We start from the raw sequence: 3,926 nt of genomic DNA, 5'->3' as shown, positions 1-3,926 counted from the left end.
GCGCGAGCGGCTCGGCGGTGAAGCCAGCGAGTGAATCGCTACGGCGCTCGGCGAGCGCAGGCGCGGGCCGGCGCACTTCGTCGGCGAAGGAGGGGCGTGCGGGCCGCGGCGGCGGCTCGGGCATTTGCGGCTCGGGCTGGTCGAGCAATTCGGGGCGCGGCGAGGGCTCATCCCAAGCGGCAGGTTCGGGCATCGGGGCGAGGCGCGGCGGCTCGGCACCCCCAGACCGTTGCGGCAGCTGATCGCGGCTCGAGGCGGCACGCACGATGTTGGGCTCGACGACGATGTCGGTCGGGCCGCCGATCATCAGGAGATGTTCGACATTGTCGCGCCGGACCAGCACCAGGCGGCGGCGCCCGTCGACGGCGGCGGCATCGATCACGGCAAGCCGGGGCATCCGGCCGCGCTGGGTGTTGGCGCCCAGCCGGTTCGTCGCGAATCGACGAACCAGCCACGCGGCCAAGCCGATGAGCGCCAGCACGACGATGAACGCTAAGATAAAGGTCAAAGGGCCTTGCATGCTTGTCCCCGGCAAATGGCGCTTGTCTCATGCGGCCAATGGTCGAAATCCATCCCGACCGCAAGCCCGCGACGCCCCAGAAGTTCGATCCCTTAACACCTTACGGCAGGTTCTGCCGTCCCCAGTTCTTAATAACCCATGAATCGCCCGATCCAAAACGACTTCTTGGGAATTGTTCCGGAGCCAAGCGGTTGGGTTAACGAGTGTTTTGGAGCGTAGAATCACGGGGGCGAAACCTTGGCGTCTCAACGAGGGACATCTGCCGCTAACGTCTTAACCGGCCGTTAACCATACACGCGGCAAATTCTGCCTAGCCCCGGGGGCCTGATCCCGGGGCAAGGAGCCGCAAGCCATGTCCATCAACGACCTCCCGGTGCTCTCGGCGCTTCGCACCAAGATGCAGTGGCACCAGGAACGCCAGCGCGTCCTGTCCGAGAACGTCTCCAATTCCGACACGCCCAACTTCCGGCCGCGCGACCTGGTCGAGCCCAAATTCGACAAGACCGGCGCGGTCGCCGGCTCGATGGGGCCGCTCGCGATGGCCCGCACCACCGCCTCGCACATGACTCCGTCCGGCGCGCCGTCGAGCTTCGACCAGAACAAGAATGCGGGCTTCGAGACACGCCCTGCGGGCAATGCCGTCAATCTCGAGGAGGAGATGATGAAGTCCGCCTCGAACCAGATGGATTACGCGGCCGCGACCTCGCTCTACTCCAAGAGCCTGCACCTGCTGAAGACCGCGATCGGCAAGGGCTAGAGCATGATCCGGAAAAGTGTGCAGCGGTTTTCCCTCGCGACAAACGCGGAACGCGTTTGCGCGGAGATCATGCTCAAACAAAGAGCCTAGCGGAGGCGCATCATGGCGAATGACAGCAGCGACTTCGCCCGTTCGATGGCGATTGCGACCTCCGGCCTGCGCGCACAGGCCGGACGCATGCGGGTGATCTCGGAGAACATCGCCAACGCGGACTCCACCGCCCAGAGCGCCGGTGGCGATCCCTACCGGCGCAAGGTGCCGACCTTCTCCTCCGCGCTCGACCGCTCGCTGGACGCGCAGGTCGTCACCCTCGGCAAGATCAAGCCCGACCAGTCCAACTTCCGCGTCAAATACGAGCCGAACAATCCGGCCGCCGACGCGAGCGGCAACGTCAAATATCCGAACGTGAACTCGGTGGTCGAAATGACCGACATGCGCGACGCGCAGCGGTCCTACGAGGCCAATCTCAACATCATCAGTGCAACGCGCCGAATGATCCAGCGCACGCTCGACATCCTCAAGGCCTGAACAGGAGGCTCACCGCCATGGCTTCACCGACGATTGCCGCCAATGCCTATGCTAATCTCGCGCGCGTGCTCGAAAACAGCGCCGCCGGCAAGGGATCGGAGGCGAGCGGCCCGTCCTTCGCCGCGCTGCTCAAGGACTCCATCGGCAGCGTCATGGAATCCGGCCGCAAATCCGATGCGCAGACGGTGGCCATGGCGAGCGGCAAGGCCAACGTGATGGACGTGGTGACCGCGGTCGCCGAAACCGACGTCGCCGTATCGACGCTGGTATCGGTGCGCGACCGGGTGATCCAGTCCTACGAAGACATCATGAAGATGGCGATCTGATTGCTCGCAATGACGGGGACAGGACGCCACTTTCCTCGCGATAGCGGCGGGGATGCGGCTTTGAATAGAGGGCGTGTGCAATGACCGGACCTGAAACGCTCGACGTGGCGCGGGATGCGATCTGGACGATCGTGATCGTGTCGTCGCCGCTGATGGTGGTGGGGCTCGTGGTTGGCGTGGTGGTGTCGCTGTTCCAGGCGCTGACGCAGATTCAGGAGCAGACTCTGATCTACGTGCCGAAAATCCTCGCGATCTTCGCGACCATGCTGCTGGCATTACCCTTCATGGCCGACGCGCTCCATTCCCACATGCTGCGGATCTCGTCGCGAATCATCGGCGGCTGAGGCAGTATGCGTAAACCATGCGCATCGACGTCTCGCTGCTGCCGGCGCTTGCCGCGGCCTTCATGCTCGCCTTCGCCCGGGTCGGTGCGATGGTGATGCTGCTGCCGGGGCTGGGCGAGACCAATATTCCGACGCGTATCAAACTGTCGATCGCGCTGCTGCTCACGCTGATCATCCTGCCGCTGCATCGCAACGCCTACCATGTCGACATGGGCTCGATCGCCTCGCTCCTGGTGCTGATGCTGCATGAGATCGCGATCGGCATCGTGCTCGGTGCGACCGCGCGCGTGACGCTCGCCGCCCTCCAGGTCGCCGGCGCCGTGATCGCGCAGCAGATGGGGCTCGGTTTCGTTACCTCGGTCGATCCGACACAGGGCCAGCAGGGCGTGCTGGTCGGCAATTTCCTGACCATGCTGGGCGTGACGCTGCTGTTCGCGACAGACAGCCATCACCTCGTCATCGCCGCGCTCAACGACAGCTATGCGATCTTCGCGCCGGGCGAGACGATGGCGAGCGGCGACGTGGCCTCGCTCGCGACGCGCGCCTTCGCCGCCGCGTTCCGCCTGGGCTTGCAGCTTTCCGGGCCGTTCCTGGTGTTCGGCCTCGTCTTCAATATCGGGCTTGGCGTGCTGGCGCGGCTGATGCCGCAGATGCAGGTCTATTTCGTCGGCGTGCCGCTCTCGATCTTCGCCGGGTTCCTCGTGCTCGCCGTGGTGCTCACGGCGCTGATGGGGACCTTCCTCGACTATTTCATCGGTGTCATGCACCAGATGATGCCGCTCAAGTAAGAGGGATCAATGGCGGACGACAACGATCCCGAGAGTCAAACAGAAGACCCGACGCAAAAGCGCCTCGAGGAGGCGCTCGAACGCGGCGACGTTGCCAAGAGCCAGGAGATCAACACCTGGTTCATGATCGCGGGCGGCACGCTCGTGGTCTCGACCTTCTCGGGCTCGGTCGGCAGCGGGCTGGTGACGCCGATGCGCAACCTGCTGGCCAATTCCTGGATGATCAAAACCGACGGCGGGAACCTGCTCGCGCTGATGCAGCAGATCGAAGTCGCGGTGGTCGCCGCGATCGGCGTGCCATTGCTGATGCTGGTGCTGGCGGCGATCGCCGGCAACATGCTCCAGCACCGCCTGGTGTGGTCGGCCGAATCCCTGAAACCCAAATTCAGCAAGCTTTCGCCAGCAGCCGGCCTCAAGCGCATTTTCGGCAAGCAGGCGGCGGCGAACTTCCTCAAAGGCATCGGCAAGCTGGTCGCGCTGGGCGCGGTCATGACCATGGTCCTGTGGCCGGAGCGGCATCGGGTGGAATCGATGGTCAAGCTCGACCCGTCCGCCATGCTGGGCGCCACCACCAGCATGACCATCCATCTGCTCGGCGCAGTGGTCGCGGCGTTCGCGATCATCGCCATCGCCGACTATTTCTTCCAATATCGCAGCTGGTTC

The 3,926-nt window shown here is 64.3% G+C and carries 7 protein-coding genes; 6 read left to right on the top strand and 1 reads right to left on the bottom strand.

Features of this window, described 5'->3' with window-relative positions; all coding sequences use genetic code 11:
• On the bottom strand, positions 1–520 hold a 520-nt coding region (locus SO139_RS45680; protein WP_498542108.1), incomplete at its 3' end, for a flagellar biosynthetic protein FliO.
• A gap of 352 nt (positions 521–872) precedes the next feature.
• On the opposite strand from SO139_RS45680, the gene flgB reads away from it, so the two are divergent.
• The 6 genes from flgB to SO139_RS45650 form a co-directional block, all read left to right on the top strand.
• On the top strand, positions 873–1,277 hold the full coding sequence (gene flgB, locus SO139_RS45675) for a flagellar basal body rod protein FlgB (RefSeq protein WP_449377089.1): 405 nt from the start codon (positions 873–875) through the stop codon (positions 1,275–1,277).
• Between the two features lie 102 nt (positions 1,278–1,379).
• Positions 1,380–1,805, top strand: a complete 426-nt coding sequence (flgC, locus tag SO139_RS45670) for a flagellar basal body rod protein FlgC (RefSeq protein WP_449377090.1) — start codon at positions 1,380–1,382, stop codon at positions 1,803–1,805.
• A 17-nt stretch (positions 1,806–1,822) separates the two neighbouring features.
• Positions 1,823–2,131 (top strand): flagellar hook-basal body complex protein FliE, encoded by a 309-nt coding sequence (gene fliE / locus SO139_RS45665; RefSeq protein WP_449377091.1) that lies wholly within the window; start codon positions 1,823–1,825, stop codon positions 2,129–2,131.
• Between the two features lie 80 nt (positions 2,132–2,211).
• A complete protein-coding gene (fliQ, locus tag SO139_RS45660) occupies positions 2,212–2,475 on the top strand; it encodes a flagellar biosynthesis protein FliQ (protein ID WP_007612284.1) in 264 nt (87 codons plus the stop codon).
• Positions 2,476–2,492: 17 nt separating this feature from the next.
• Positions 2,493–3,263 carry a flagellar biosynthetic protein FliR gene (fliR, locus tag SO139_RS45655; protein WP_449377092.1) on the top strand — a complete coding sequence of 257 codons (771 nt, stop codon included), beginning with the start codon at positions 2,493–2,495 and terminating at the stop codon, positions 3,261–3,263.
• Positions 3,264–3,272: 9 nt separating this feature from the next.
• Positions 3,273–3,926: EscU/YscU/HrcU family type III secretion system export apparatus switch protein (locus SO139_RS45650; RefSeq protein WP_498542107.1), on the top strand; the 654-nt coding region annotated here is incomplete at its 3' end.

This window comes from Bradyrhizobium sp. UFLA05-89, from assembly GCF_059803475.1.
Note: the sequence above shows the minus strand (reverse complement) of the source record. Positions and strands in the feature narration are given on the sequence as shown.

Coding starts and splice junctions, on each gene's coding strand:
- fliR (WP_449377092.1), top strand. CDS start 2,493: ATGCGCATCGACGTCTCGCTGCTGCCGGCGCTTGCCGCGGCCTTCATG.
- fliQ (WP_007612284.1), top strand. CDS start 2,212: ATGACCGGACCTGAAACGCTCGACGTGGCGCGGGATGCGATCTGGACG.
- flgC (WP_449377090.1), top strand. CDS start 1,380: ATGGCGAATGACAGCAGCGACTTCGCCCGTTCGATGGCGATTGCGACC.
- fliE (WP_449377091.1), top strand. CDS start 1,823: ATGGCTTCACCGACGATTGCCGCCAATGCCTATGCTAATCTCGCGCGC.
- flgB (WP_449377089.1), top strand. CDS start 873: ATGTCCATCAACGACCTCCCGGTGCTCTCGGCGCTTCGCACCAAGATG.